The 26,239-nt window shown below is 40.6% G+C and carries 31 protein-coding genes and 1 pseudogene; 24 read left to right on the top strand and 8 right to left on the bottom strand.

The annotated features are described in order from the left end of the window. Positions 1–62: 62 nt before the first annotated feature. Positions 63–830, bottom strand: coding sequence for a FixH family protein (locus ACXAEA_RS13970; RefSeq protein ID WP_475096488.1), 768 nt, complete (start codon positions 828–830; stop codon positions 63–65). Positions 831–1,029: 199 nt separating this feature from the next. On the opposite strand from ACXAEA_RS13970, the gene ACXAEA_RS13965 reads away from it, so the two are divergent. The 3 genes from ACXAEA_RS13965 to ACXAEA_RS13955 are packed head-to-tail and all read left to right on the top strand — an operon-like array spanning position 1,030 to position 3,250. Further along, complete coding sequence (locus ACXAEA_RS13965; protein ID WP_475096487.1) at positions 1,030–1,566, top strand: sigma-70 family RNA polymerase sigma factor; 537 nt, start codon at positions 1,030–1,032, stop codon at positions 1,564–1,566. Further along, positions 1,567–1,974, top strand: coding sequence for a PadR family transcriptional regulator (locus ACXAEA_RS13960; protein ID WP_475096486.1), 408 nt, complete (start codon positions 1,567–1,569; stop codon positions 1,972–1,974). It abuts the gene before it with no gap. A gap of 7 nt (positions 1,975–1,981) precedes the next feature. Beyond that, complete coding sequence (locus ACXAEA_RS13955; protein ID WP_475096485.1) at positions 1,982–3,250, top strand: FtsW/RodA/SpoVE family cell cycle protein; 1,269 nt, start codon at positions 1,982–1,984, stop codon at positions 3,248–3,250. 176 nt (positions 3,251–3,426) lie between these two features. On the opposite strand, the gene ACXAEA_RS13950 is transcribed toward ACXAEA_RS13955, so the two are convergent. Together ACXAEA_RS13950 and ACXAEA_RS13945 are read right to left on the bottom strand one after the other, a co-directional pair. Beyond that, positions 3,427–3,723, bottom strand: a complete 297-nt coding sequence (locus tag ACXAEA_RS13950; protein WP_475096484.1) for a hypothetical protein — start codon at positions 3,721–3,723, stop codon at positions 3,427–3,429. A gap of 240 nt (positions 3,724–3,963) precedes the next feature. Then, positions 3,964–4,239, bottom strand: a complete 276-nt coding sequence (locus ACXAEA_RS13945) for a hypothetical protein (RefSeq protein WP_475096483.1) — start codon at positions 4,237–4,239, stop codon at positions 3,964–3,966. Positions 4,240–4,553: 314 nt separating this feature from the next. Here ACXAEA_RS13945 and lepB point away from each other — a divergent pair, with 314 nt between their 5' ends. Together lepB and ACXAEA_RS13935 are read left to right on the top strand one after the other, a co-directional pair. Continuing rightward, positions 4,554–5,099, top strand: a complete 546-nt coding sequence (lepB, locus tag ACXAEA_RS13940) for a signal peptidase I (protein WP_475096482.1) — start codon at positions 4,554–4,556, stop codon at positions 5,097–5,099. Between the two features lie 119 nt (positions 5,100–5,218). Further along, a complete protein-coding gene (locus ACXAEA_RS13935; RefSeq protein WP_475096481.1) occupies positions 5,219–5,452 on the top strand; it encodes a glutaredoxin family protein in 234 nt (77 codons plus the stop codon). Between the two features lie 449 nt (positions 5,453–5,901). Here the strand turns inward: ACXAEA_RS13935 and ACXAEA_RS13930 are convergent, their stop codons facing one another. Then, a complete protein-coding gene (locus ACXAEA_RS13930; protein ID WP_475096480.1) occupies positions 5,902–6,696 on the bottom strand; it encodes a TIGR00266 family protein in 795 nt (264 codons plus the stop codon). Between the two features lie 191 nt (positions 6,697–6,887). Here ACXAEA_RS13930 and ilvA point away from each other — a divergent pair, with 191 nt between their 5' ends. From ilvA to ACXAEA_RS13840, 18 genes are all read left to right on the top strand, one after another. Then, positions 6,888–8,093 carry a threonine ammonia-lyase gene (gene ilvA, locus ACXAEA_RS13925; protein WP_475096479.1) on the top strand — a complete coding sequence of 402 codons (1,206 nt, stop codon included), beginning with the start codon at positions 6,888–6,890 and terminating at the stop codon, positions 8,091–8,093. A gap of 227 nt (positions 8,094–8,320) precedes the next feature. Then, complete coding sequence (locus ACXAEA_RS13920) at positions 8,321–8,605, top strand: hypothetical protein (protein WP_475096478.1); 285 nt, start codon at positions 8,321–8,323, stop codon at positions 8,603–8,605. A 17-nt stretch (positions 8,606–8,622) separates the two neighbouring features. Further along, entirely contained in the window at positions 8,623–8,886 is a 264-nt protein-coding gene (locus ACXAEA_RS13915; RefSeq protein ID WP_475096477.1) for a hypothetical protein, read from the top strand. A gap of 47 nt (positions 8,887–8,933) precedes the next feature. Next, complete coding sequence (locus tag ACXAEA_RS13910) at positions 8,934–9,743, top strand: hypothetical protein (protein ID WP_475096476.1); 810 nt, start codon at positions 8,934–8,936, stop codon at positions 9,741–9,743. A 128-nt stretch (positions 9,744–9,871) separates the two neighbouring features. After that, a complete protein-coding gene (locus tag ACXAEA_RS13905; protein ID WP_475096475.1) occupies positions 9,872–10,333 on the top strand; it encodes a hypothetical protein in 462 nt (153 codons plus the stop codon). Between the two features lie 116 nt (positions 10,334–10,449). Next, the gene (locus ACXAEA_RS13900) at positions 10,450–11,211 is read left to right on the top strand and encodes an alpha/beta hydrolase (protein WP_475096474.1); all 762 of its coding nucleotides are present in this window, start codon (positions 10,450–10,452) and stop codon (positions 11,209–11,211) included. A gap of 52 nt (positions 11,212–11,263) precedes the next feature. Then, a complete protein-coding gene (locus tag ACXAEA_RS13895) occupies positions 11,264–11,920 on the top strand; it encodes a uridine kinase family protein (protein ID WP_475096473.1) in 657 nt (218 codons plus the stop codon). A gap of 263 nt (positions 11,921–12,183) precedes the next feature. Beyond that, positions 12,184–12,579, top strand: a complete 396-nt coding sequence (spxA, locus tag ACXAEA_RS13890) for a transcriptional regulator SpxA (RefSeq protein WP_475096472.1) — start codon at positions 12,184–12,186, stop codon at positions 12,577–12,579. A gap of 21 nt (positions 12,580–12,600) precedes the next feature. Next, positions 12,601–12,735: a BA3454 family stress response protein gene (locus ACXAEA_RS13885; protein ID WP_475096471.1), complete on the top strand. Its 135-nt coding sequence runs from the start codon at positions 12,601–12,603 to the stop codon at positions 12,733–12,735. 94 nt (positions 12,736–12,829) lie between these two features. Beyond that, on the top strand, positions 12,830–13,246 hold the full coding sequence (locus ACXAEA_RS13880) for an RrF2 family transcriptional regulator (protein ID WP_475096470.1): 417 nt from the start codon (positions 12,830–12,832) through the stop codon (positions 13,244–13,246). 80 nt (positions 13,247–13,326) lie between these two features. Further along, a complete protein-coding gene (locus tag ACXAEA_RS13875; protein WP_475096469.1) occupies positions 13,327–13,656 on the top strand; it encodes an IDEAL domain-containing protein in 330 nt (109 codons plus the stop codon). 67 nt (positions 13,657–13,723) lie between these two features. Further along, positions 13,724–14,221: a GreA/GreB family elongation factor gene (locus ACXAEA_RS13870; protein WP_475096468.1), complete on the top strand. Its 498-nt coding sequence runs from the start codon at positions 13,724–13,726 to the stop codon at positions 14,219–14,221. A gap of 334 nt (positions 14,222–14,555) precedes the next feature. Next, the gene (locus ACXAEA_RS13865) at positions 14,556–14,765 is read left to right on the top strand and encodes a hypothetical protein (protein WP_475096467.1); all 210 of its coding nucleotides are present in this window, start codon (positions 14,556–14,558) and stop codon (positions 14,763–14,765) included. A 333-nt stretch (positions 14,766–15,098) separates the two neighbouring features. Next, entirely contained in the window at positions 15,099–15,371 is a 273-nt protein-coding gene (locus tag ACXAEA_RS13860; RefSeq protein ID WP_475096466.1) for a heterocycloanthracin/sonorensin family bacteriocin, read from the top strand. Positions 15,372–15,533: 162 nt separating this feature from the next. Beyond that, on the top strand, positions 15,534–17,444 hold the full coding sequence (locus ACXAEA_RS13855) for a putative thiazole-containing bacteriocin maturation protein (RefSeq protein WP_475096465.1): 1,911 nt from the start codon (positions 15,534–15,536) through the stop codon (positions 17,442–17,444). Next, positions 17,441–19,387, top strand: coding sequence for a TOMM precursor leader peptide-binding protein (locus ACXAEA_RS13850; protein ID WP_475096464.1), 1,947 nt, complete (start codon positions 17,441–17,443; stop codon positions 19,385–19,387). Before ACXAEA_RS13855 ends, ACXAEA_RS13850 begins: the two co-directional genes overlap by 4 nt. An 11-nt stretch (positions 19,388–19,398) precedes the next feature. Beyond that, positions 19,399–20,970 (top strand): SagB family peptide dehydrogenase, encoded by a 1,572-nt coding sequence (locus tag ACXAEA_RS13845; protein WP_475096463.1) that lies wholly within the window; start codon positions 19,399–19,401, stop codon positions 20,968–20,970. 169 nt (positions 20,971–21,139) lie between these two features. Further along, positions 21,140–21,832, top strand: a complete 693-nt coding sequence (locus ACXAEA_RS13840; protein ID WP_475096462.1) for a DUF421 domain-containing protein — start codon at positions 21,140–21,142, stop codon at positions 21,830–21,832. 26 nt (positions 21,833–21,858) lie between these two features. Here ACXAEA_RS13840 and ACXAEA_RS13835 read toward each other — a convergent pair whose 3' ends face one another. The 4 genes and pseudogenes from ACXAEA_RS13835 to ACXAEA_RS13820 all read right to left on the bottom strand — a co-directional run bounded on the left by ACXAEA_RS13835 (position 21,859) and on the right by ACXAEA_RS13820 (position 24,574). Beyond that, entirely contained in the window at positions 21,859–22,182 is a 324-nt protein-coding gene (locus ACXAEA_RS13835) for a hypothetical protein (RefSeq protein ID WP_475096461.1), read from the bottom strand. A gap of 443 nt (positions 22,183–22,625) precedes the next feature. Then, a complete protein-coding gene (locus tag ACXAEA_RS13830) occupies positions 22,626–23,195 on the bottom strand; it encodes a dihydrofolate reductase family protein (RefSeq protein WP_475096460.1) in 570 nt (189 codons plus the stop codon). A gap of 261 nt (positions 23,196–23,456) precedes the next feature. Then, positions 23,457–23,572, bottom strand: a pseudogene (locus ACXAEA_RS13825) (IS1595 family transposase); the annotation flags it as partial. A gap of 60 nt (positions 23,573–23,632) precedes the next feature. Next, positions 23,633–24,574 (bottom strand): endonuclease I family protein, encoded by a 942-nt coding sequence (locus tag ACXAEA_RS13820; protein ID WP_475096459.1) that lies wholly within the window; start codon positions 24,572–24,574, stop codon positions 23,633–23,635. Positions 24,575–24,773: 199 nt separating this feature from the next. Here ACXAEA_RS13820 and ACXAEA_RS13815 point away from each other — a divergent pair, with 199 nt between their 5' ends. Continuing rightward, positions 24,774–25,877, top strand: coding sequence for an AI-2E family transporter (locus ACXAEA_RS13815; protein WP_475096458.1), 1,104 nt, complete (start codon positions 24,774–24,776; stop codon positions 25,875–25,877). Positions 25,878–26,239: the final 362 nt, after the last annotated feature.

The raw sequence follows: 26,239 nt of genomic DNA, 5'->3' as shown, positions 1-26,239 counted from the left end.
ACGAGAACCGTCCCTTTGTTTCGAAATAGATAAATGCCCTTCCAAGGTGGAAGGGCATTTAATTATTTTACATCAATGGTTTTCTCTGTGTGATCGTGGATGTTGCCTTTTTCAACATGGATTTTTACATGATAGCTTCCTTTTGATTCAAAAGTGAATGGAGTGGAATAAGCACCATCTGAATTTTCCTCAGCATCGATAAAATCATGTTTTGCCTGGTTTTCTTGCCAGATTTCATAACGGACCGTGGCACCTGTAATGGCTTTTTCATTCTGTGTAAGATGCACCTTCAACTCTGTTGCTTGTTTGCTCTGTACAGGAGATTGAACGTGGAAGTCAAAATCAACCTTGCTTGAATGGTGTTCACCGTGTCTATGTTCATCATTTTCTGAATGTTGTTCTTCGTGGTTATGTGCATCACCATCGGTAGTTTGTTCAGGTGATTGAACAGTCACTTCCTGCCTTGGCATACTATGCATCCGGTTTGCCGTCGTATGGGCTACGATGAAGTACTTTCCGCCTTCAGTGAAGGTTTTCTTTATAGAATAGACACCATTCTCTTCATTGTGAGCCTCCAGCATTTCATGTTCATCCTGGCTGGCCATCCATATTTCAAACTTTACCTCATCAGCATTTTTGACTTTTTCATTTCCTTGGACTACGTGGGCTTCAATTTTTATCTCCTCATTAACATTGATTTTTTCAGGTGTCACGATGGAAACTTCCAATAGTTCAGGTGGGTTCTCTGATGTTAGTTCTGCTTGATCGGGTTCTTTAGAACATGCAGATAAAATCAGTGCAAAAACAATAAAAATCATTATTTTCTTCATATTTTTATGACTCCATTCAAAGTAGGTTAGGATTTAATTAATTCTAATATGGAAATGTGATAAATGTATGAAAACCAATCGAATTTTTTTAAAATTTACTAAAGTGGATTTAGCTCCAAAAAGACATGCATCGTTTAAAATTAGGTGACAAAAACTTTTTTGAATGTGCCTCGTCTATAATTATGAAGGGGGAAGGGTTGTGGATGAAATTACAGCGGAGATCAACGAAATAGAGAATGCTGAAGAGCTGATCGATGAGATCATGAATAAATATGGACAAGAAATTTTGCAGCTTGCTTTTTCATATGTGAAAAATAAACAAATTGCCGAGGATTTGACCCAGGAGATTTTTGTGAAATGCTATAAATCACTTCATACATACAAAGGGAAATCGAAATTCCGCACCTGGCTGTGGAGGATTGCATCCAATCATTGCAAGGATTATTTAAAAAGCTGGTATAACAAGAATGTCTTCACGACTGACTATCAGCCAATTTATGATTCGGTTCAAAGTGATAGTGTCGAGCAGACAGTCATCCAGGATGAAGAGGATGGCCAGCTGGCTGCAGCGGTTATGGAGCTGCCGATTGACTACCGTGAAGTCATCTATCTCTATTACTTCGAGGAAATGTCCATTAAAGAAATTTCGACAGTGACGGATGTTAAAGAGAACACAGTCAAGACACGGTTAAAGAGGGCAAAAGAACTCCTGAAGATCAGATTGGAGGCAATGTAAATGGAAGATCGTCTGAAGAAGATTCGCAGATCAATGGAGATGTCTGCTTTTAAAGAGTTGAGCTTTACAGAGAAGATGAGGAAAGAGATCCATAAAAGAATCAATACGTCGGAAGAGACTGAAGAAATAGTAATATTTTCAATCCTGCAGCTCCTCCTTCATGAAAAAACGGGTTACGAATTGACTGGACTCCTGAGAGCCAGGGGAATCAAAAAGTTCGAAGAGAATGAAGGCTCTTTGTACACAATGCTGCACAAGCTTGAACAAAACCGGTTGATTGCATCTTTGTGGAAAGAAGACGAAGCAAAATTTTATCAAATCAGCGACAGGGGCAAAAAGTTCCTAAGAAAGCAGGAGAAAAGCACATCTGCCAACTCGATCCAGATAAAAGGATTACTGGAGGAATGATTAGGTCATGAGTAAAAGAAAGGACATGTTTTTGATAGAAGTCACAAATCATATTCGCTCTAAGGAAGCTAAGAAGTTTGTCGCCTCGGAATTGGAATATCATTTAGACGAAGTAAAAAAGGAATGGATTGGCAGAGGCTTGAGTGACGCAGAGGCGGAAGAAAAAGCGGTCGCTCAAATGGGCAGCCCGACTAAGCTTGGCCACGAATTCAATAAACTCCATAAACCAAGAGTCGATTGGTGGCTGATCACTTTATTACTCATTACAATGGCAATGAGCTTCCTGCCATTGATTACATTGGGAGATTCAATAGATGAAAGTTATTTGTTGAAGAAGATGGTGCATGTAATACTCGGCGTGCTGATATCAATAGGTTTGATGTTCATTGATTACCGCAAGTTTGAAAAACATGGCTGGACTTTTTACCTTGCAGGGGTTTTATTGCTATTTTTCTTAATAAAGTTTCCAAATATCATGATTAATGGTGTGCCTTATTTTAAAATTGGCCCATTGGATATTGGAAGTTTCATTTCACTTCCGTTCATGTTCCTGGCGTGGACTTCATTTTTCAATAATCATAAAATCAAACTTTGGCAGTACTTTCTGCTCTTCATTCTGCCTTTGATGCTTCTGATGGCCGTCCCGAATATGTCAGCTGTCTTTATGTATCTGGCTATGGTCTTTATCATGATGTGGTGGAGCAGGATAACCAGAAAAACGGCCACCAACATCACGATTGGTTCAGGGGTTGGAGCAATTGTCTTCGGTGCGATTGCCTGGTTCAGCGCAAAAGAATATCAGCTTGCTAGAATATTGGGATTCCTGAATCCTGAAAAATATCCGGATAACTGGGGGTTTATGTACCTGCAGTTAAAAGAAAGACTATCCTCAGCAGGGTGGTTCGGTTCGGCTGAGAAAAGTGAAGCATTGCCGTTTGAACACACTGACCATGTTTTTGTGAATCTAACCTACCATTTTGGTTACTTTTTCGGAATCGCTTTGTTCATGATTTTGGCGCTATTCGCAGCAAGAATTTTTGTGATCTCATCTCAACTAAAAACGCGATTTGGGAATCTCTTGCTTGTAGGAGGAGTGGTGCTTTATCTGTTTCAATTCATTTACAATGTCGGGATGATGGTCGGACTGCTCCCGATTACTTCGATTTCCCTGCCTTTTATCAGCTACGGCCTGATGCCGATGATTTTCAATGCATTTATTATGGGCGTTGTGCTAAGTGTATATCGTAGGAAGGATTTTACCCTGGATCGAGCGTAATGATGAAGAAGAAAAGAGTAAGAGGGCCATTTTTAGGAATGAGTCCTCTTTTTATTTATTGGGTTCTGTTAAACTATATTTTTTGATAAACAGATAAATAATGGAGGGAACCTTAATTAAAGATTCCCTCCGTTGTGCTGAGTCAAATCGAAATCACAATCTATAAACCCTATTGCTTATTCAGTTATAAATCGAAGGTAAGATTGCTCGTTTGAAAATTGTTCATTCCGGATGAAATCTTCTGAAATGGTGTAGGTTCCATATAAGTTGCCTTTTTTAATAATGAAAAAGCACACTTCTTTTAAAATCGGACTTTTTTGGGGTTTTATCGTATCTCTTGCAATTTCTAACCACTCATCATGATTTTGATTTGTGTCTTGATGCGTTACTCTTTTTCCCCATATTTCCCCATCGCTCTTCACGATAATAGCTATATTATGTTTATGCAAATTACCTGGATTCATATGAGCCATAATTGGGTCTGCGTATGTGGCAATAAATCCGCCCACACAGTCTATCAGTTATCGGTCAATTACTTCCTGAATCATCATTACACCCCTCCCTTGAATTGTAATAATCATCTATATTAGCGTCTTTGTTCTTATATCCATTATACAAATATCTTGGGTAAGTATTAAAAATCTACGCTGACCTTTAACAGAGACATTTGTAAAGTAAAGGAAGCTATCTAGGTCTTTACAGAAAAAACACTACTATGCTTTTATCAATTGCTGCTTTTCTGAATAGGATTTTTTGAGGGTCAGCAGGCTGGCGAGAGGATCTTCTTCAGATGCGCCCATTTCATACACTGCATCGGTGATTTGTGTCAAGATGGGGATGTCGGATATGGTTTCAAGAAATAGTTTGAATTCGTGATGGATTTCCTGTTTTTGAAATTCTGGGAGGGTTGAATTTTCGTATAGCTCGTCCAATTCCATGTAGATGAAAGACCGTTGTGACTCAGCAATCTTATTTAATTGTTTGCTCACTTCAATCACCCCTAATAAGGTTTAATAACTAAATCTAGCATTTTGATTTCCTCTATTTCATTATATCGAACGTATGTTTTTGGGTCAACGGAATAAATAGAAGATTCAAATATTTTGGTTCCAGGGAATCATTGGATGTTATAATGGAAGCACCAAACGAATAATTTCAAACTTAATCTTCAAATTTGTGGGAGAAGAGATAGTGGAATGGATAAGCTAAAGACATTGGAATTGAATCGCAAGGCAAGGTTAGCTGAAATGGCGCAACAATAATTTGATTATCCAATGATTTGATTAAGAAAGGGTGCAGACATTTGGTAAAAGAGCGGAATGAAATATGGGAATGGATTAAAGCAATTCTAATCGCGATCGTGCTGGCATTTGTAATTCGTACTTTTCTTCTAACACCAATTGAAGTGGAAGGTGCATCCATGGAACCTACCTTACATAATCAGGAGCGGATGATTGTCACGAAAATAGGTGAACCGAAGAGGTTTGACATCATTGTATTCCACGCAACAGAGGATAAGGATTATATCAAAAGAGTCATCGGGCTGCCTGGGGATCGGATCGAATACAAAGATGATGTTCTCTATATCAATGGAAAACCATACGATGAACCGTACTTAGCGGAAAGCAAAAAACACTTAATCGAGGGACCACTGACAGGTTCCTTTACGTTAAAAGAAACACCTGTAGCGAATGAAGTAGTACCTGAGGGCCATGTATTTGTCATGGGGGATAATAGGCGGAACAGCATGGATAGCCGCCATATTGGAGCCGTGCCGTTGGACCAGATAGTAGGGACCACAAAGCTTGTTTTTTATCCGTTTAAAGATATTGGATTGATTGAGGAATAAATTCGTTACGTAGACGGGTGTTCCAGCGCAGTTTTTTTTAGGGGAAATAGGGAAAAACAATGTTGTATCCTGGCAATTAGTGTTGCTGGGAACTAAATAAATTGTAGGAGGCATGCACAATGAATGATATCACAGTTTACACTACCAATACTTGACCGTACTGCACAATGATGAAACAATTCCTTGAGGGTCAAGGATTAAACTACAAAGAAGTAAATGTACAAACAGATCAAGCTGCAGCTCAGAAGTTAGTTGAAGAGACTGGACAGATGGGCGTACCACAGACGAAAGTTAACGGCAACTGGGTTCTTGGGTTTGACCCGGAAACACTGATGCAGTATGTAAATAAGTAGGATATAGGAGATGGCCCCTATGTTTCGGATGAAACAGCGGGACCGTCTCTTATTTTTTCAAAAGTAATTTCAAGAATTTTTGAACTAGCATTGATTATTTACTGTTACAATAAAGGTAAAAATTTGGGGATGACGTAAACATGAAAAACTGGTTGTATACATTCTATTTTTTTGTACTTGGAGTCATTTCTTTTATTACTCGCGAAGTCGTTACCTTCATTATGTTAGGAATTATCTTAATAAGTCTTACTAATATTCATTCAACCTTAAAAGAAATTTTGCTTGCTACGAAGGAAAAATAGAAAGTGACAATTTAATGAAGGAAAAAGGTAAGGTTCTTCTTACTGTGGTGAGTAGTGGGTGTTTCCTTATTATAAGCTATCTTAAAAACGGGGACGTTCCACTTTTATTAAAAACGGCAAAAGTGGAACGTCCCCTTGTTTTTCTAATCAATCACCATCAAGCATTCTGAAAACTCCGCCGAGCACACTGCCTTCGCCTCTGTTTTGTCCGCCTGCTTGAGGGGCGGCTGCGAACACCCTGCTTGCCAAGCGGCTGAATGGAAGTGATTGGATCCATACAGTTCCCGGACCTCTTAATGTCGCAAAGAAAAGTCCTTCTCCGCCAAATAAGGCTGTTTTGATTCCTTTTACCATTTCAATGTTGTAATCCACATTGCTTGTCATCGCAACAAGACACCCAGTGTCCACCTTTATGACTTGCCCAGGAAGAAGCTCTCTCCTATGTATCGTACCGCCCGCGTGCACAAAAGCCATTCCATCTCCTTCTAGCTTCTGCATGATGAAGCCTTCTCCGCCGAAGAATCCTGCACCGATTTTCCTCTGGAACTCAATTCCAACAGAAACTCCTTTAGCTGCAGCTAGGAAAGCATCCTTTTGGCAGATGATCTTGCCTCCAAGTTGGGTTAAATCCATAGGGATGATTTTTCCTGGGTAAGGTGATGCAAAGGAGACATGCTTTTTGCCATGACCCGTATTGGTAAATGTGGTCATGAACAGACTTTCTCCAGTCAAAAGGCGCTTACCTGCACCGAACAGCTTGCCTACCATTCCACCGCCGCCACTGCTCGAGCCATCACCAAAGATCGTTTCCATCTGGATTTGGTCATCCATCATCATCAGACTGCCGGCTTCAGCCACCACTGTTTCATTAGGATCCAATTCTACTTCTACAAACTGCATGTCATCGCCATAAATTTTGTAATCAATTTCATGGTTTCTCAAAGCTTATTCCCTCCAAAAAACAGATTGACATTACATGTACATTGTACTATTTATGGCTCGGAAATGCGCGTATGTTTTGGGTGGCTTAGTTCGAAGATTTTTCAAAAAATGAACGGAGACACTGATTGTGCATTTTTTGTTTCCTGATGTACAACATATAAGAAAAAGATGGTAAGCAGGAGGATCCTTTGATGAATCTTGATGATATCATAATTGCAAGGGAGAAGATGAAAGGAATCGTTCACATGACTCCCTTGGATTACTCACAAACATTCAGTACACTTTCGCATAATGAAGTATATCTAAAGCTTGAAAACCTTCAAAAGACAGGCTCGTTTAAAGTAAGAGGTTCCTATAATAAACTCATTTCCTTATCGGAAGAAGAACTGAAGAAGGGGGTTGTAGCGGCGTCGGCAGGAAATCACGCCCAAGGAGTTGCTTATTCCAGCCAAATGCTTGGCATCCCATGTACAATTGTGATGCCAAAGGGTGCACCGCTCAGCAAGGTTCTGGCAACAAAGCGTTATGGTGCTGAAGTCATTCTGGAAGGAGCCGTATTTGATGAGGCTCTTTCCTATGCTTTGGAGCTCAAGGAAAGGATGGGGGCAAGCTTCATCCATGCTTTCGATGATGACGCAGTCATTGCCGGCCAGGGGACAGTTGGCCTGGAAATTCTCGATCAGCTGCCTGATGTGGATGCGATCGTTTGCCCAGTAGGTGGGGGCGGTCTCATAGCTGGTGTTGCATTGGCAGCAAAAGAGAAAAAGAAGAATATTTCTGTATACGGTGTCCAAACCCTTGCTTGTCCGAGCATGAAACAATCTTTACAGAAAAATATGCCCGTTGCAGTAGAGGCAGCTCCAACGATGGCAGATGGGATCGCTGTACAGAAACCGGGTCTGCAAACATTCGAGATTATCAAGAATTATGTCGATGATATCTTTTGTGTAGATGAAATGGAGATTGCGCGGACAATGCTTATGCTGCTGGAAAGAAATAAACTGCTTGTCGAGGGGTCAGGGGCCAGCCCTCTCGCAGCCCTTCTTTATGAAAAAGTTAAATTGAAAGACAAGAAAATAGCCGTCGTCCTAAGCGGGGGTAATGTAGATGTCAATTTCATTTCCCGGATTATTGAGCGCGGCCTAGTGGAATCAGGAAGGTTTGCCCACTTTAAACTCACATTAAAAGACAAACCAGGCGAACTCCAGAAAGTATTGAGCTTTATTACTGAATTGGAGGCAAACATACAATTTGTCAATCTCCATCACATAGGAAAACATATCTACCCAGGATATGCACAAGTAGAGATTTCCGTCGAGACCAAAAATCATCAACATATCGAACAGTTATTTCACTCACTAAATGAAAAAGGCTTTAAAGCGGATATCGATAGCTGAAACATGGGGACGGTTCTCATGTTTCTGTTTTTTGTGGGAAGGTTAATCCGAAACATAGGGACGGTTCTTATGTTTTTTTCGTTTGTGGAAAGGTTATCCTGTATCGATTTTAAGGAAAGGAATTAATGAGTACTTAAGGTTATGACCAAAAAGGATTAAGGCTCTTTTATGTGGAATTAGTAATCACAGAATCGAAAAATCTCTTGAATCAAACAAGGTGTTTTTAAATGAAGAAAAAGCTTAACGTTTGGTCATTTATTTTTTCAATACTATGCCTTTTCTTATTTGTACTGACGGCTTTTTCAGATCGGGTTGACCATTCAATTCTGGGCACTCACCCACTTATCTTAGTTTTATTTTTTACTATAGTCACACTGGTTTTAGGGTTGGCAGGTTTTTCAGGTGCTCAAAACTGGAAAGGGCTGGCGAGAAGCGTCATCACGGTTTTTACTACTTTAGGTTTAACAGCCATTTTGACTATCATTCTATTTTTTGGAAAGCGTTATACTTAGTTTTGAGGAGGTATAGGATGAAGCTGTTTTTACAGGCTGTACTTGGTTCATTGGCCATTCACATCGTCTACTTCATTTCATTGATGATAATCGGTTATATCAAAACAAGAAATTATAAGCCAGATGTTGCTGAAGGGTGGAACAATGTCGAGCACCTGCAGAGTGTAGTGGCATTTAGTTCAGTAGGTTCGCCAGTCGTTTATTTACTTACTTTTTTCGGGACTTCTTCCATATTGGGATTAATAATTTTTTTAACTAAGGAACTTTCTTCGGTCCGTTAAAAAATAATAAACGCGGCAGCGCACAGTCATTTAAGTTGAGGTGAAGTATGTATAGTGCAGATGATCGAAATACATTTTTTACGAATGCAGTTGAGAAAATCAGCGAGTATAGTGCTGTTGAAGGCATCATTCAGCTGGGATCTGGTGTAGTTGGATATAAGGATGATCTTTCAGATATTGATTTGATGGTGGCTGCCTATGACCTTGAAGATGTAAGGACAGTGAGAGATGTTGTCCGTCGTTCTCTCAGTGAGTTTTCTCCAGTCTATATCAAGGAAAAGCAGCTTCGGGAGAATATATTCCTTCTAATCGTTTTACTGGAGAATTCGTTAGAATTTAATGTCTCCATTGTTCCAAGGGAATTATTATCAGTAAAATCTCCGTTGTGGAGAGTGATTGTCGATAAAACTGGTTTAGTCTCAAAAAAAATGAACGAGAAAAATGCCCATTTTAATAGCAAACTTGAAAAATATGATGTGGATATGGATCTTGTTTTTGAGTTTGTGTACGCTGCCAAGAACTTCGATAAAGAGTTGAAGAGGGCAAACATCATTTATGCGCTGAGAATGCTTGAGGCGATGAGGAACATTACTTTGATGCTGCAATCATTGAACGAGAAAAAGAAATTTCATCAATTCAAAGCTTATGAAACATTAGAATCTGGGTTTATTAGTGATTATCTTTCCTCATATCCAGAAGGACTCACTGTTGAGCATTTGGTGGATTCTGCTAAGAAATTGAGAGTGCTTTTTACCAATACTTTGGAACATAGTAATACTTTTACCATGGATCGCGCTTTAAGCCAGCTTCTGAATGAATGCTTTGCTTATAATGGTCAAACGGCAGAGAAAGTCTAATTGGATTGAATAATAAGTAGTATTTTTCAAGAAGGTTGTAAAATAGTACCGTATGTAAAAATTTTGAAACAACTCGAAACATTCCTTTAAATCTTACGTCTCATTAGTAAAATAAAGGGGTGTTATTGATGAAAAAATTATTCTCTATGGTAGTAATTGTATTGGGTCTACTCCTGGCAGGCTGTGCAAGTGGTGCAAATGGCGGGTTATCTGGAGGGAAGCCTCCTGAGTTGTTTTTGAAAATCGGCAATGAAAAGTTTGAAACGACATTAGGTACTTATTGCTGGAAAGCAACATGCGCTGACACAGCCGGACCTGTTGAGCTATTAGAAGGTGAAAAACCGATCAGCGTGAAACCAGGTGAAACAATCTCGTTTGAAATGGACTTTGAACCAAAACCTAATGAACTTCATCTTGAACTCTTTACCGATCAAGAGCAAAAAGAAATCGAGCTAAAGGATAACAGCTTCACCGCACCAACAGAGCCAGGGATCTATTATTATTCCTATGGCGCATGGTGGATGGATGAAAAAGAAGAAAATGTGTCACACGGTGATGCTTTTTACGCATTCGTAATTGAAGTAAAGTAGGAGCGGATCGGGGGGACGGTTCTCATGTTTTCTTCGTTTTGCTAAACGAAAGAAACACAAGAACCGTCCCCATGTTTGCAAGAACCGTCCCCATGTTTGAAATGGAGTGAAAATACATGCTGCAAAATTTCAATTTGCCTTTGTTTGGCAAGGAACGAAAAGTTCGGGTATACATACCCTCTGATTTTAAAGAAACAGGCAAGAGATTTCCTGTGTTATACATGCATGATGGACAGAATGTGTTTGGGAATGAAGAAGCGATTGGCGGGGTAGCGCTTGAGCTTCACGATTATTTGGAGAAGAATCATGTGAATCTGATGGTGGTGGCGATTGACCAGGACCCGGCTGGTGAGGAGCGAGTGAATGATTATTGTCCGTGGAAGCACGGGGAGTTCAGCAATAAGCTGCTGTCAAAACCTGCTACTTCCGGTGGAAAAGGCAAGGAGTATGCAGATTTTATCGTGAACGTATTAAAGCCGTTGATCGACAGGGAGTATCCAACTCTAGTAAATGAAACCTATATGGCTGGCATATCGCTTGGAGCGCTGATCACGACTTATGCAGCGTGCACGTATCCGTATACTTTTAAAAGAATTGCAGGGCTTTCTTCCGGTTTTTACCGAAACCAGGAAGAAATTGAAATGTTGATGAAAAATACTAATCTATCCCAACTGGAAAAGCTTTATTTGGATTGTGGAACGATGGAAGCAGGGGATAATCATCAACTCAGTGAATTATTCCTGCAGTCGAATCATGCGATTTTTGACATTGTCCGTAAAAGTGGGGCAGAAGCGGAACTCAAGGTCATTGAAGGAGCTCTTCACAATTACGAGACGTTTAAAAAGCGTTTTCCTGAAGTTATTTCTTATTTAATTTAGAAGCTTGGAACTTGAAATTTATTCGTATAAATACAATGAAATGGGTGTGAAAATGGATAAGGTTTTTCAAATAATTACGAATATGATCAGCAGTGAGGATAATAGAATCACGATTGGGATTTCAGGTCATGGAGCATCTGGAAAGACCACTTTTGCCAAAAATCTTTTGAAGTTTCTGGGTAATGACGAGGTGAATTATATGAATACAGATCCTTACATCATAGGCTCTGATCTCAGGAAGTTCACCAGTATTGAATATGAATACAATAATGAACATCATGTGGATAAAATGACTGCCTGTCATCCAGCTGCACATAATATATACGCTTTAGAAAGAGACCTAAAAATGATAAGAGCGGGTTTGGATTTTTTCACAGTAGGCACGCCTTATACAAAGAGCGAGTTGATTTCTTCACAAAAGAAAATAAATATTGTTGAGGGCATGAGTGTTGCCTTCACAGATCCCGAGTTATATAATTTGAAAGTTTACTTATATACCGATGGAGAAACCGAGTTGATCAGAAGGAGCATCCGTGATGTTTCTGAAAGAGGAACTGATATAAATTATTTAAGGAAATCACATGAAGAGCGCAGAATTCAATATGAATTATTTATGCATCCCTATCATCGTAACTTTGATCTGGTGATAAAAAATTCAAATGAAGATTTTATTCTTGAAAAAGGTCCTTTTGAATACCTTGAGAACTAATGTACTTAAAGAAACGGTGCACGGCTGACATATAGGGACGGGCTTCTGTTAGAAACGCAAGAACCGTCCCCGTGTTTAAAAAATTGATATTGACTTAATAAACTGTAAGGATTAATATTACAGTATAGTCAACGTCAAACGGGGGGACGGTTCTCATGTTTCCTTCGTTTGGCTAAACGAAAAAATCACAAGAACCGTCCCCATGTTTTTTTATAATATAACTGTAATTTTTATTTTTACAGTTAAAAAGGAGCTGTTTCAATATGGTAACTTTGTTTCTTACACCGAGTTGTACGTCTTGCCGAAAGGCTAGGGCGTGGCTGGAGGAGCATCAAATTGAATATATTGAAAGAAATATTTTAACTGAGCCGCTTACAGTTAGTGAGATCAAATCGATTCTGCGGCTTACGGAAGAGGGTACTGATGAAATCATCTCAACAAACTCAAAGACGTACCAGCAGTTGAATGTAGACATTGATTCTCTGCCGCTTAAACAATTATATGACTTATTGATCGAAAACCCGCAAATGCTGCGCCGGCCAATTCTTCTCGACGATAAAAGATTGCAGGTTGGTTATAACGAAGAAGAGATTCGCCGTTTTCTGCCACGCAGGCTTCGGACATTTCCTGGCGTTGACTGGGAAAAACTTGCTTATTAATACATGAAGGAGGAAAAACAATTGATTGAGGTATTCCTAACCGTTCGTTTTAAAGGGAAAAATTATCAAACGAATGTAATCACAAAGAGAGAATTGAGCTGGGATAAAATTAAACGGCTTGCTAAGGAACAAGTATCAAAGCAATGGAGCATCTAATGTAAAAAGAACAGATATTTGACTAGTCAATCTGTAACATATAATATTACAGTATCAAGAGGGATAAGCATTTTCCTTTGTTAGGAGGCAGGCTATGAATAGTGATTTTACCCTTGCCATACACAGTTTAACGTATCTTGCCCTTCAGCCAGACCGAATGTCTACAAGCGATGCAATATCTGAAAGTGCCGGTGTCCACCCGGTACGAATCCGCAAGGTACTAAGTTTGTTAAAAAAACATGGGTTCATAAAGTCGAAAGAAGGAATTGGCGGCGGTTTTATTTTTGCTATCGATCTGAGCGAAGTGAACCTTTGGGATATATACAAATTGACCTCTGAGGGTGCCCTGCAGCCAAAATGCCCTGAGTCAAATGAACAATGTCTTGTTGGTGCGAATATGCATAAGGTGCTCTTTGCCATTTTCCTCGGAGCAGAAGAACATTTAGGTGAATACTTGAAGAACTATTCCCTGAAAGAAGTGGTTGATTTGATCAATCAAAAAAAGGAATGATTTGAAGAGAGCCTAACTTCTCTTCAGTAAAAATGTAATAAAAATTATTACAGATTATAGAAATAGAGGTGAACTGGATAATGTTCAATAACAATACCGTTTTAATGACTGGTGACTGGATTAAAGGAAAATCTCGCGATGGAGAGCTGATAATCGGTTATGTGGATTCCATCGATATTTTGGAAGGAAAAATTATGGTGACGGTTACTTCAAGTGATAATCAGGACCTGGCTGGGAAAATAATTCCTATGGCAAAAGAGCAAGTGAAAAAGCTCCCTGACCCACAGGTGAAAAATAAAGATCAAATCCAGTTCCTCATCGATTTGGCGCTTGCTACTGGAGATGAAGAGTGGTTTATGGAGCTTTCCGCCAAGTTGAATTCCATGAGGGAACTTGTTAAGGGTGTGTAGACGAACTTGGTGTATAATGAAGGTGAAATAAAATGGCTAGCATTTTTTATCATCAAAGGAGAATGAAATGTCAGTTAAGGTCACACCCACAGGCGAGAAATTAATCCTTCAACAGATAGCGGGTTTGGAACAGGAATTGAAGCAAGTACGGATTGATAAGAATATTGCCTTTAATGCTTGCGGCGATGACAAACTAGCAAATCCTAATGCACATAAACTGGAGCAGGATGAACGCATTTTGGAAGAGCGAATCCAGGAAATCCACCATGCGTATAAAACTGCTGAATTCATCAGCTTCGATGAGCGTAATACGGAAAAAGTGGAAATTGGCTCAATAGTAAAATGTTCATTTGAATATCCTGATTTTACCGAAGATGAAGTATATGAAATTGTCGGATACGGTGAATCCAATATAGATGACAATAAAATTTCCTATGATACACCTGTTGCAAAGAAGTTGATCGGTTTAAAAATTGGAGAAGAAACGGTATTGTCCGTTCCTTCTGGAAAAGTGAAATGCAAGGTATTAATGATGTATGGCTCATGGGCAGAAGTAGAGGAGTAGCTGGATAAGACCATGAAGAGATATAAGCTAAGGAATGATTTTAGAGGCTTGAAAAAAGGTACACAGTTCTATTTGATTGCTGACTCAGAATTCATAGGAATCAAAGAGTTTGTGTTACGCACCATAGATTTGAAGATCAGAATCGCTATTAATGAAAGGGAATTGCATAAAAATTTTACCTTAATGAACTAAGGTAGAAGTAACCTTCCTATTGTTTATTAGTGTAAAATTTCATGGTATAATGAAGCACCTAGGAACTTTACGACTATTGTTCGTAATTGAACGGATGCCAAAAACGCCTCCGACTAGCGACAAGATATGGAGGTTTAACAGAATGAATAAACGATGGACGATAGGAAAGATCAATGAATTTGTTGATAAGAATTCGGAGAGTAAGTTATTGACGACGGAATATCACGGTTTTTCTCAAAAGTTACTATTTAAATGTGCATGCGGCAGCAATTTTGAAAGAACATTTACGAAATTCAAAAATAATAATCAGCGTAAATGTGACGTATGCCAACCGCCGAAACCATCACGCTGACCTGTAGTGAAAAATGAAGATCCAATTTTTTTAAAAAAAGAACTTCACAGTTGCAAACCCGTAAAAACCTATGATGACAAAACAAGTATACAATGCGTAAGTGTGAGGCAATAAGCCTTGCGCTTTTTTTATTTCATGAGGATAAAAAAATTCTTGGGAAGAATTAGGCTTTTGTATCAGTAGCAACACCCATCCAGTTTACATAAATTGTTGGGGAGTATTCTCATTACCTAATGTATTTACCTTATATACAGAATTTTTTTTCAAGAAAGCTCGACTGTTTTTGTTTCTCGTTCCTGAGTCGTGTGAATTTGTAGAGGAGGTTATACAAAGATGATGAATGATTTCCAAAGTGAACTTCAAAGGTTGAATGTTGGTGATTTCCAGGCAACGCAGCCTGTAAGCTGGGATCAGAGCCAGTATTACACTGCTGGGGATGAACGGATTTTTCTAGGTTTTGGTGGAATTGGAAGCTGTTTTGGCTGTTTTAGTTGTTTCGGCTGCTTTGGTTGTTTTAGCTGCTTCCGCTGTGGAGGATGCGGACGTTGTGGCCGTTGTGGAGGCTGTGGCCGATGCGGTGGCTGTGGACGCTGCGGCGGACGCTGATATCGAGGCATTGAAGCTTAAAAAGTTAGACTACACTGGCCCCTGCGGTAATAATGCAGGGGTTTTTCTTCTATATGGTCTGACATATCGGACAAAATAGGCTACATACCATGATAGTGACGGTCATTTGTTAAAGGTAATTTAGGGCGGAGGAGGAGCGGGATGGAAAAATTGGACCCTTCGATGCGATTGAAGGTGAAGAGAGATACGTTTTATCTCCCTGAACAGAATAAGGGTGTTTATTTAAGGAACAATGCAGTTTCATTTCGCCTTGAAGGAAGCGGAATCGATTTATGGGTTGAAAAGCTGCTGCCTATGTTTAACGGAGAGTATACGCTTGAAAAATTAACAGATGGATTACCGGGACCATACAAGAAACGAGTGTATGAAATTGCCGAGGTTCTCTATCAGAATGGGTTTGTCCGGGATGTTAGCCAGGATCAGCCCCATGAATTACAGGAACGCGTTCTTAAAAAATTTGCGTCACAAATCGAGTTTGTTGACAATCTGGCAGGTTCAGGTGCTTTCAGGTTTGAGGCTTTCCGCCAGGCTAATGTGCTGGCAGTTGGCTCTGGTCCAATTTTACATTCATTGATTTCATCATTGCTGGAGTCTGGTGTCGCCAAGCTGAATGTTTTCATTACAGACGATGCTCCAACCAATAGAAAAAGGTTGAATGAGCTTGTAAACCATGCATGTAAAACAGACCCGGAAGTGGTATTCAAGGAAATCACGATGAAGGATAAAGGCTGGCGTGAGGTTCTGGAACCGTTTGATACGGTCCTTTATGTATCACAGGAGGGAAACCTGGAAGAACTAAGGTACCTTCACTCTGTATGCCGAGAGGAAAATAAATCGTTCATACCGGGCATTCTTCTCGAACAGGTGGGTATTGCTGGACCATGCGTTCACCCGGAATCTGATCTGTGCTGGGAGTCCGCATGGCGCCGATTGCATTCCTCTGTTTTGGAAAAAGAACAGCCAATACCTGCGAGGTCTGCAACAACGGGGGCTTTACTCGCAAATATCATCTCATTTGAATTATTAAAAGAAAAAACTGGTGTCACGAAAGCCGATCAGAATAATCGTGTTTTCCTGCTGGATTTAGAGACTCTTGAAGGAAGCTGGCATTCAGTTTTGCCGCATCCTCTGGTAACCGACGTGCCAACAGCTAAAAGAATAGAAGACATTGAAAGCAGGTTTGAACAAGACGCCAACAGCTCGAAGCCGGAAAAGCTTTTGCAATTCTTCAGTCATATGACATCTCAGGAATCAGGAATCTTACATCTATGGGAGGAAGGAGATTTAAAACAGCTTCCATTGGCTCAGTGCCGTGTCCAGGCAGTCGATCCGCTGTCAGATGGACCGGCGGAACTAATGGGAGAAAGGGTTTGTTCTGCTTTTACACATGAAGAGGCGCGAAGAGAAGCGGCATTAACAGGAATTGAACAATATTCTTCTCGATTGGCCAGCTTACTTCAAAGCGATGATTTTATTGGAGTTGGAGCAGGTGAGACATTTGTGGAAGGAGTGGGACGAGGACTACAGAAATGCCTGGCAGACCAATTCAGCAAACGAAGCAATAATCAAAGGGAGTTCATCACCTGTGTAGACCTGGAAACGGTCGGGGATGAATGGTGCCAGTATTATTTAAATGCCCTGGCAACTATGCATGGAGCACCGAACATTGGATTGGGAAAGGAAGTCTCCGGTTTTCCAGTGGTTTGGGTCGAAACGAGGTATGGGTGGCATGGCAGCGTAGATTTAAACGTGACTTTGGCGCTAAGAAGGTCTTTGCAGCAAGCATTGTTCACATATCAAAACCATTCAGTTCCATATGATGCCATTGTGCTGGATGAATCAGCACTGCAGCTTGATGATAGTGTCAGGCAAAGCTTTGACATTCCTGCATGTGCAGAGCGAATTCAACTGGAAACGCTGCAGGAAGCGACTGAAGTTCTAAATAGGAACGGAATGCAGATTTTCGTATACGAATTAAGGATTGAGCCATTTTTTAAACAGGAACTCGAAGGAGTGTTCGGGGTATTGCTGCGAGAGGAGGGAATGAATTGAGTTCTTTCGTAGTGATTGTTGGTGAGGGATGGCTGGCTGATCGTGTGAGCGAGGAATTGTCAGCGCGCTATCAAGTGTTCAGACGTAATGATTTTGAATACGGAATTCCCGTAAATTCCGATCTGTTATTGGTTTTATATGATGCCTGGAATCCCATTGCACACCGGAAGGCGGAAGAGGCGATAAAACTGACAGGCAGTCCTTGGCTGCGGGGCTTTGTTTCGTTTGGCGAGGGAGTAATTGGTCCACTGGTTCGACCAAATACTCCCGGATGCTCACAATGTGCTGACCTGAGACGCCTTCTCGGTGGTCAGGAACGAGGAGAAATGCGTGAGGTACAGCAAAAGCTATCTGCGGCCGGAGGAATGAAAGCTGATGCATGGGCATCGGGTACCGGTCTTTTGCAAATGGCTCATTTAATTGGCGCTGAGGCAGACAGGATTCTTGAAGGAAAGCAGGCTTATTCGGAAGGACGGATGTTTTTAACGGACTTAAAAACACTGAATGGTTCCTGGCATTCCTTTCTGCCTGATTCATTATGCCCGGTCTGCAGTCAAATACCTGAAGATTCACCGGAACTGGCTGAGATCTTTCTGCAGCCAAGCTTGAAGATCAATTCGGACAGCTATCGATGTAAGCCGCTGGACGATTTAAAAGCTGTGCTGGCAAAAGACTATCTGGACAATCGAACGGGACTTTTCAATAGTAAAATGTATGATTTGATCACCCCATTCGCAGACGCGAGTGTAAATCTGCCAATGATTTCTGGGGATGAGGGGACTGCGGGGCGGACTCAATGTTATGCTGACAGTGAATTGACAGCGATCATGGAAGGTCTGGAACGGCATTGCGGTCTTCAGCCGAGAGGAAAACGTACCGTCATCCATGACAGTTATCGAAATCTGGAGAACCAGGCGCTCAATCCTTGTAAGGTGGGGGTGCATGAAGACGAAGAGTATGAAAAGCCTGGTTTCCCATTTCAAAAATTTGACCCGGACGTACCGATGGATTGGGTTTGGGGCTACTCGTTAATGGAAGAGAGGCCAATCCTCGTTCCTGAGCTGCTTGCTTATTATAGTATGGGTTGCGGTTCCTCCGGTTTTGTTTATGAAACCTCCAATGGCTGTGCGCTTGGCGGAAGCAGGGAGGAGGCCATCTTTTACGGCATCATGGAAGTGGTGGAACGCGATTCCTTCCTAATGGCCTGGTATGCACGCCTCAATCTGCCTCGTCTTGACCCTCTTTCGGCCAATGATGAGGAACTTCAATTAATGACATCGCGCATGCGGGCAGTAGCTGGGTATGATTTGTATTTGTATAATGCAACGTTGGAACATGGAATTCCAAGTATCTGGGCTCTGGCTAAAAACAGGAAAAATAATGGAGTGAATATCATTTGTGCGGCAGGGGCACATCTTGATCCAGTAAAGGCTGCAAAGAGTGCGGTTCAGGAGCTCGCGGGCATGATGCTCAATCTGGATGAGAAATTTGAAGGTAACAAAGAGAAGTATTTACAGATGCTTGAGGATGATTCGCTTGTTGTGCAGATGGATGACCATGGCATGTTGTATGGGTTGCCGCAGGCAGAAGAACGGTTAGGATTTTTGCTGGATGATCATCGACCGTTGCGAAGCTTCGATGAGGAATTCAAGTGGAAGTCTAACCATGAGGACCTTACTGATGATCTGAAGGATATTCTCCAGGTATTTCGTCAATGTGAACTCGATGTCATTGTTGTTGACCAGACCACTCCGGAAACGAGGAAGAACGGGCTTTACTGTGTGAAAGTACTAATCCCGGGCATGCTGCCAATGACGTTTGGCCATCACCTGACTCGCCTGAAAGGACTAGACAGGGTACTAGAAGTCCCGATGAAGCTTGGCTATGTGAAAGAGCCGTTGGCATATGAACAGTTAAATCATTATCCGCACCCGTTCCCATAGGAGGTAGAAGGATGAGTCTGGAAGAATTTCTGGTCAATCTTCAATTTAACATTGATCGGGCTAATCAGCCAAACTGGGAACCTGATTGGAAGGATGCACCTCTTTCCTATAAGCTGTATCGAGGTCAGCCAGTATTTCCACTGTCTGCGGAGGTCCCGCTTTCTCTTATGCAAGATCAGCATCCTGTTAAGCCAGATCTTGATAAAATAGGCCACTTTCTATGGTATGTCTATGGAATGACGCAAGTAAGCCAGTCCGTTTTTCCGGATGATACTGAAGGAGAAGAAGCAGTCCTCATGCAATCGTTCAGAAGATTTGCACCTTCAGGCGGAGCGCTATATCCTAATGAACTTTACATGTACCTAAAGATTGATGGCTTGCCCGATGGAGTGTTTCATTACAACCCGTCCCACCACCGTCTTGTGTTGTTAAGGGAAGGAAACTTCGATGAATATATTTCAGAAGCCCTTGGCCACCGCTGTGATACTTCATCCTGCTTTGGCATTGCGTTCGTGTCGACGATGTTTTGGAAAAATTTCTTTAAATACAATAATTTCTCCTATCGCCTTCAGGGACTTGATGCCGGTGTCCTAATGGGGCAGTTACTTGAAACAGCAAAACGTTTTGGATTTGCCTCAGGAGTGTACTATCAGTTCCTGGATTCAGCGATGAATCATCTGCTAGGGCTATCTGAACAGGAGGAAAGTGTGTATTCGGTGGTGCCGCTTTCAGTGGAACCGACAAACTGGTCGACAATTCGAAAAGAACTAGGTACGAATATTACGGCAGAAGCATTAAAACGTAATTTGACATCAATCGACTGTGAACATCTGGAACGGTCACAAAGGGTTTTGGAGTTTCCGAAGTTAATAGCTATGAATGAAGCGTCCATGCTGAATTCTACCAAATCATTTAAGAGAATCCATCCGCAGTTTTTTTTGAAACCAGAGGGTCGGCTATTCAGTCTTCCTCAAATGGAGCCGCTGTCATATGATCTCGCTGAAACATGTAGAAACCGATTTTCTCCCGATATCGATTTTGTTTTAGGGAAGGTAAGCCAGGAACAGCTCGCCGTTTTGCTGAATGAGTCCATGACTTCATTTTCCTATCGGAATGATGTGGATGAAATCTATTATCGCAACGAACCCAGGGTATCAATCTATGGATGTTTTTATAATATTGATGGTATGCCAAATGGTGCTTATTATTATGACCACACCGAACATTCATTGCGGGAGATTCAACAGGGTGATCACCGCCTCCAGCTGCAGTCAGGAATGTCCATGGATAATGTGAATCTGCTGCAGGTACCACTGTGCCTGCATGTTTCGGGCAGCAGGGATTTTTATAAAAATGAACTAGGATATAGAGGTTATCGGATTTTGCAAATGGAAGCAGGGATGCTCGTTCAACGATTGCTTTTAACAGCTTCAGCACTTGGATTATGTGGACACCCGCTCCTTGGATTCGATGCAAACCTGGCTGATGACATTTATGGAATGAAGGAGAATACTAGTTTAATACAGATACCAATCGGACCGTTTAGGCCGCGGCCTTGGTTAAAAGGGAGCTTGCATAGCTAAATTTAGAGAAGAGCTTGGGGAAAAAACCAGGCTCTTTTATTGTAGGTATGGAACGAAGCGTAAGCTTTTTTTCTGCTGAACGAAGGAAACAGAAGAACCGTCCCCATGTTTTACCCATGTTTTAAATTCAGTCCTTCTTCCCATAATGGGTAGGGAAGGAGTGGGCGTGTTGAATCATTATGTTTCGATTGCTGTTGAACTTATTTGTGGCTTTGTTTTTTTATTTATTGTAACGAAAATGCAGGGGAAGACGCAGTTTTCGCAGATTACCCCGTTTGATTTTATTTCGGCGATTATCCTTGGTGAGTTGCTGGGGAATGCGATATATGACCATGAGGTGAAGCTTGGGGAAATTGTCTTTGCTGTGGGTTTGTGGGGAGCTCTTGTTTATTTTACCGAGATGGTGACGCAAAAGTTCATTGGGTCGCGAAAATTGCTTGAAGGCGAACCGAACATTGTGGTGCGCAAGGGGAAAATTAAATACGATGCTTTGAAAAAAGCCAAATTGGATATTAATCAGCTGCAAAGCCTGGTCAGGCAGCAGGGCTATTTCTCATTGAGAGAAGTAGAATATGCGATCATTGAAACGAACGGCATGGTCAGTGTCCTTCCGAAAGCGGACTATGATACACCTAAAAATAGTGATATGAATATCAAATCGGATGATCCGACTTTGCCGCTCAACTTGATCATCGACGGAAAAGTTGTGAGTGAAAACTTAAAGGTAGCCGGGTTCGACGAGCAATGGCTGAAAAGGGAATTAGAGAAGCAGAAGATTCATCACTATGAAGACGTGCTTTTTGCGGAATGGATGCAGAATGAACCGATTTATGTGATGAAATATGATCAAAAGGCGAATTAATCAGGAAAAGCTGAACCGGAGCTGGTTCAGCTTTTCGATTTTAACAGGGTGAAAAGAAGTGGATTCAGGACGGAAAATACCATTATGACAATGCTAGTGATTGTACTCACTGGATCACCGCCAAGTCCCATTTCATCCACAATGATGGCGTCGTAGTAGATCACTTGAACCGCCATAGCTTCGAAAACAATGGACAAACTGAATATAACAAAGCTATTAAGGAGCTTTTTTCGTGTTTTTGGAAGGAGAATGAGCAGAAATAGAATGATAGATAATCCTAGTAAAGTAAAGAAAACGGGACGTAATAATGTATATGCCCCATCTGTAACGAAAGTTTCGTATGTATACATGATTGCCTCCTGATAGAATGTATTACTTATTTTACCATATTGTTAGTTTCGTGAGTGGGGTGACCCTAATGGCAGCTTTCAATGGGGAATATATTTGGTTAGAACCGGGACTATGTTGCACGCAACGGGACAAAATGCCGAGACTGGGGTTTAGTTCAATGTAAATGCTAGAAACAGAAAAAAAAGTTGCAGCCACAGTGAAAAAATTCGCTGAAACCGTAGATAAATTGCTGGAAACCGTTTAATTGTTTCATGGAACCGTATAATTGTTTCGAGAAACCGTATAAATGTTTGGCGTTTGTTGAAATTTAATGTTGATAATTCCATAATACTAAGGGGGAAACACGTATTAATGGATTTCCCCCTTAGTTGAAAGAGTGAAACTATAGTCGAGTATTACCTTATACATTTATTACAATCTCTCTTTGGAATGAAAGATATTATTAATTACCATTCCAATGATAGATTATTTGTACAACTCCAGAGGAGAATGTTCTGGTATTAACCATTTTTAAATTTATCCTATGTTCTATATCAATAAATAGCGGTTTTCCTTCTCCCAAAACAACAGGGTGAATAGATAATCTAAATTCATCAACAAGCCCTAAATTTATAAGTGTTGTAATGAGACTTGCTCCACCATATAGCCAGATGTCTTTACCAGACTGTTTCTTCAATGAATTTACTTCTTCAAGAATGTTATCATTGATAAATTTCACTTGATTATCAATCTCTTTTTGTGTTCTGGAAAACACATATTTCTTTTTACTATGAATCAATTTCCAAATTTCCTTTTCGGTATCAGATTCTTCATTTTTGGGAAAATATTGTCCCCATAAATCGTAGCTTTTTCTACCATATAAAATAGTATCAATTTGATCCAAGAAATCAGTGAACTCCATATCAGGGTCCATAATGCACCAATCAACTTCTCCATTTTTCCCTTCTATAAAACCATCCAAAGTAACTGCTAAATCTAATATTATTTTTCTCTGTTTTACGTTATATGTCATAAACTTTCATCCTTTTATCATTTAGATTTAGATATTTCTGCTTCGTTGAATAAGGATTACACAACGAATTTAGATAATCGTAGGCAATTATAAGTATCTTTCATCTCAAATACAAATGATGTTAGCAGAAATTTTTTAATATGCTGTTTAGTGCTTTAGTTACTACGACTATCGAAAAATAAGAACCAAGCAATGTTATTATCAATGAGGACACTCAAATCCATCATTGAAGCGAGTTTCTCTCATTTCGTTGATTAGTCAACCACCAGCAGAGGAAGAAGGTTCAACATAACGTTTAATACATTGGTAAACTTGTTCTTTTTTTGTATGTGGTAAATTGTCGATATACTGAACAATTTGCTAAATGCTTTGCTCACCTTGACATCCCCGAAAAAAATGCTGAACCATTTAGTAGCTGGTTCAGCTTTTTCACATGTTCACCATGGGTAATCGATCTTTTCCGCCAAATCTGGGAAGTCTATGAACGGATTTCGGTTGCCCTGGATATAGTAAATGGCCTGATTTCGGTGCTTTTCGTAAAGGGTGGGCGGAAATTCATCGTTCCAGCGGATCAGCAGCGGGAGGTCGACCTTCATTTTGTATTCGTTCTTCACCATTTTCGGATACCTTAGGAAAAAATATAGCATTGCCCGCGCGGAGGTTCCTTTGCCGTGCTCGGGTTCGAACTGGAAGGCGGTCGTGACACCGCAATTGTTTTGAATGGGTTCATCTTCCGATTCGGGATTGTAGAAATCAAAGTCTGCGAATGGGTAGTTGGACCGGGCGATATTGCAGTCCGGCTGGCAGACGAAAAGGTGATGGAGGTCGCCCTTCATCGGTTCAGCGCCCTCGAACCAGGATTGAGGCACAATATGCTCGGTATTCATCTTGAAGTGATCCTCAAACACCTTCAATTCCTTCACCGAATCAAATCCATTCACCTGGATTTTCCTTGAGCGACGTCTGAATTCATCGTATTTTTGCCGCAGCGTATCGTAATCCTCGATAATCAATGATTCTGGATCTTTCTTCTCGCTGGAGTAAATACTTTTCGCCGAACCATCGGGATAAAGATCGACCCAAGTGTATAAATACAAATCTTTACTGAGGAAGTAGGGTAGTTGAGTCTTGTGAGTTTGGAATACAATAGTGTGAAATTTATAGAAAAGTGCCAGTCCGGTCATATCCAAATCCTGTGCACCGCGGTAATACTGTTTGATATCTGCAGCGTCCTGCTGCGGGTCATAATAAAGCTGCTGGTTATTCTGGATTTTCCGCCGGTTATCCCGCAAGATTGTCAGCAGCTTTTTCAAATCCAGTGAATCATGCTTATGTTTCCAGTCGTCATTTGGGTGATGATGCTTTTTATAATTAGACATACCGTACTCCTTATTAAGACATCATACATTTATTTTACCCTGTGATGGATTGTCCTTCAAATACGTTTGTTTTTTGATAATAGGATTTCCCCCTCAAAATAGAAGCCAGTTTTTACCTTGAAAAACTATTTTTTCTATGTTTTGTCCACAGAGTTTGATATACTTTAAACCAAATAATCTAAGGCAAGAGGTATGTGTTTTGACTAAATCTAAAGTTCAATTTTGGCTGATTCAGATTTTGCTTATTTTAACCATTATTTTTGTGTCTACGAAGATTTCCTTTATGTTTGAGCCTATCGGGGTTTTTACCTCGACTGTTTTCTTCCCGATTCTGATTACTGGCTTTCTGTATTTCCTTTTGAATCCGGTGGTGAATTTTCTTGAACGCAAGAAGCTCCCTAGAGCATTAGCAATATTGATTATTTATGTGCTGTTTGGGGGCCTTCTTGTTCTGGCAATTGGGAGTCTGGTTCCGGCGGTTTCCAAGCAGGCGACGGAGCTTGCGAATGATCTTCCGGTCTTTGCTGATAAGACGACTGAATTTATTTATGATGTGATCGAGTCTTCGGAGTTTAAGAGTTTCAGGGATGAGCAGCAGGAAATGATCGATACCGTCCAGGAACGCATTATGGAGTATGCCAATACTCTTCCGAACAAACTTACGAACGGACTCAGAGGCTTTTTTGGAATCGTCACTAATATTGCAATCATTCTTGTTACTGTCCCATTTTTGTTATTTTACATGTTCAAGGATGGACATAAGTTTCCACATGCTGTCTCGAAATTCATTCCAAAAGATTACCGGGATGAAGGTTTGAAGATTTTAAAAGAAACAGGGGAGACACTGTCAGCGTACATCCAGGGGCAGGTAACGGTCGCCTTAGTGGTTGGGATTTTAACTTTTATAGGGTATATGATCATCGATTTGCGCTATGCATTGATCATGGCGTTAATCGTAGCATTGACCAATATTATCCCGTATGTCGGGCCGATTATTGGCGGTGCGCCAGCCTTGCTGGTTGCATTCTTTGATTCACCAACAAAAGCTCTATTGGTTGTCGTGGTCATCCTGATTGCCCAGCAAATTGAAGGGAATTTATTATCACCGATGATCCTAGGGAAAACATTGGATACACACCCGGCAACGATTATTATTATCCTGCTGGCTGCCGGGAACCTGGCCGGAGTCCTGGGTATGGTACTGGCAGTTCCGACATATGCCGTATCAAAAACAATCATCTTAAATTTAGTCAGATTTTTAAGGGCAAGAAAAAGGGCGAATGATACTGCAGAGGGAACTTGAGTTTAACTCAAGTTTCTTTTTTTATTAAATTGAAACATTTTTCCAAAATATTTCGTAATAGTGTTAAGCAAAGAAACAAGAGGTGAAAATGGTGGGAAATAAAAATCAGAGTGACCATGAAACGGAACTTGAAAATCAAGTTAGTTTAAGGAAACTATTCAATTTAATAGGGTTATTCATTTTTGGTGGACTAGCATTAACCACTGTGACAAATCCGATTTCTTTTAAATATCTTCAGGAATTTTTACTTTTTATTGGTGGCAGTGCCATGGTCTATTACTTTTTAGTTAACATATATTTCTCAGGTCCGGTTTGGCGTAAAGTGGTTATTGCGTGTCTCATCCTGATATGTCTAATTTGTT

Source organism: Mesobacillus sp. ABV4_180 (assembly GCF_056158485.1).
This window is presented reverse-complemented; position numbering and strand designations above follow the sequence as displayed.

What these genes read in the sequence shown, in the direction of transcription:
- ACXAEA_RS13970 (WP_475096488.1), bottom strand. Translation starts at nt 830, where the DNA reads ATGAAGAAAATAATGATTTTTATTGTTTTTGCACTGATTTTATCTGCA.
- ACXAEA_RS13960 (WP_475096486.1), top strand. Translation starts at nt 1,567, where the DNA reads ATGGAAGATCGTCTGAAGAAGATTCGCAGATCAATGGAGATGTCTGCT.
- ACXAEA_RS13955 (WP_475096485.1), top strand. Translation starts at nt 1,982, where the DNA reads ATGAGTAAAAGAAAGGACATGTTTTTGATAGAAGTCACAAATCATATT.
- ACXAEA_RS13950 (WP_475096484.1), bottom strand. Translation starts at nt 3,723, where the DNA reads ATGGCTCATATGAATCCAGGTAATTTGCATAAACATAATATAGCTATT.
- ilvA (WP_475096479.1), top strand. Translation starts at nt 6,888, where the DNA reads ATGAATCTTGATGATATCATAATTGCAAGGGAGAAGATGAAAGGAATC.
- ACXAEA_RS13920 (WP_475096478.1), top strand. Translation starts at nt 8,321, where the DNA reads ATGAAGAAAAAGCTTAACGTTTGGTCATTTATTTTTTCAATACTATGC.
- ACXAEA_RS13915 (WP_475096477.1), top strand. Translation starts at nt 8,623, where the DNA reads ATGAAGCTGTTTTTACAGGCTGTACTTGGTTCATTGGCCATTCACATC.
- ACXAEA_RS13910 (WP_475096476.1), top strand. Translation starts at nt 8,934, where the DNA reads ATGTATAGTGCAGATGATCGAAATACATTTTTTACGAATGCAGTTGAG.
- ACXAEA_RS13905 (WP_475096475.1), top strand. Translation starts at nt 9,872, where the DNA reads ATGAAAAAATTATTCTCTATGGTAGTAATTGTATTGGGTCTACTCCTG.
- ACXAEA_RS13900 (WP_475096474.1), top strand. Translation starts at nt 10,450, where the DNA reads ATGCTGCAAAATTTCAATTTGCCTTTGTTTGGCAAGGAACGAAAAGTT.
- ACXAEA_RS13895 (WP_475096473.1), top strand. Translation starts at nt 11,264, where the DNA reads ATGGATAAGGTTTTTCAAATAATTACGAATATGATCAGCAGTGAGGAT.
- spxA (WP_475096472.1), top strand. Translation starts at nt 12,184, where the DNA reads ATGGTAACTTTGTTTCTTACACCGAGTTGTACGTCTTGCCGAAAGGCT.
- ACXAEA_RS13880 (WP_475096470.1), top strand. Translation starts at nt 12,830, where the DNA reads ATGAATAGTGATTTTACCCTTGCCATACACAGTTTAACGTATCTTGCC.
- ACXAEA_RS13875 (WP_475096469.1), top strand. Translation starts at nt 13,327, where the DNA reads ATGTTCAATAACAATACCGTTTTAATGACTGGTGACTGGATTAAAGGA.
- ACXAEA_RS13870 (WP_475096468.1), top strand. Translation starts at nt 13,724, where the DNA reads ATGTCAGTTAAGGTCACACCCACAGGCGAGAAATTAATCCTTCAACAG.
- ACXAEA_RS13865 (WP_475096467.1), top strand. Translation starts at nt 14,556, where the DNA reads ATGAATAAACGATGGACGATAGGAAAGATCAATGAATTTGTTGATAAG.
- ACXAEA_RS13860 (WP_475096466.1), top strand. Translation starts at nt 15,099, where the DNA reads ATGATGAATGATTTCCAAAGTGAACTTCAAAGGTTGAATGTTGGTGAT.
- ACXAEA_RS13855 (WP_475096465.1), top strand. Translation starts at nt 15,534, where the DNA reads ATGGAAAAATTGGACCCTTCGATGCGATTGAAGGTGAAGAGAGATACG.
- ACXAEA_RS13845 (WP_475096463.1), top strand. Translation starts at nt 19,399, where the DNA reads ATGAGTCTGGAAGAATTTCTGGTCAATCTTCAATTTAACATTGATCGG.
- ACXAEA_RS13835 (WP_475096461.1), bottom strand. Translation starts at nt 22,182, where the DNA reads ATGTATACATACGAAACTTTCGTTACAGATGGGGCATATACATTATTA.
- ACXAEA_RS13830 (WP_475096460.1), bottom strand. Translation starts at nt 23,195, where the DNA reads ATGACATATAACGTAAAACAGAGAAAAATAATATTAGATTTAGCAGTT.
- ACXAEA_RS13820 (WP_475096459.1), bottom strand. Translation starts at nt 24,574, where the DNA reads ATGTCTAATTATAAAAAGCATCATCACCCAAATGACGACTGGAAACAT.